Annotated in this window: 1 protein-coding gene; it reads left to right on the top strand. The window is 40.9% G+C overall.

Annotated features, from left to right (window positions below):
- Positions 1-631, top strand: a 631-nt coding sequence (locus HMPREF2937_RS12660; RefSeq protein WP_257245422.1) for an Ig-like domain-containing protein, incomplete at both ends; no start/stop codon positions are given.

Genomic DNA, 631 nt, shown 5'->3' on the forward strand with positions numbered 1-631 from the left:
AGCAGTGGCGTCAGATGTGGCGAACAACAAGTCAACAGAAGCGACACAAACGGTAAAAGATACTGTAGCTCCAGTTGCTCCAGAAATTAAAGCAATCGAAGCGGGAGCTAAAGTAGTAAGCGGAACAAGCGAACCATTGAGCACGGTAACTTTAACATTACCGAACGGCAAAACTGAAGAAGTTAAGACGGACGATAAAGGTGTTTGGACAACTACACTAGAAACTCCATTAGCACATAATGAAGTTATTAAAGCAGTAACATCAGACGTAGCGAACAACAAGTCACCAGAAGCAACACAAACTGTCAAAGATACTGTGGCGCCGAAAGCACCTGTTGTGAATGAAATTAAATCTACTGATCAAGCTATAGGTGGTTCGGCAGAGCCTAATTCAAAAGTGTTTGTAGTATTAGCTAATGGTAAGATTTTAGAAACTAAAGCAGATGCAGAAGGTAATTGGAATGTTGAATTACTAGATGGACAATCTCTTATAGGTAATGAAACTGTGAAAGTATATGCTAAAGATTTAGCGGAAAATCAATCTGATACAGTTGAAAGTGAAATTGTGTTGGTTGAAGTGCCAGCCGAGCCGGAGGTAGAAACACCAACAGAACCAGCACCGGAGGTAACA

The sequence above is a fragment of the Staphylococcus sp. HMSC061G12 genome, from assembly GCF_001838465.1.
GTDB lineage: Bacteria > Bacillota > Bacilli > Staphylococcales > Staphylococcaceae > Staphylococcus > Staphylococcus simulans.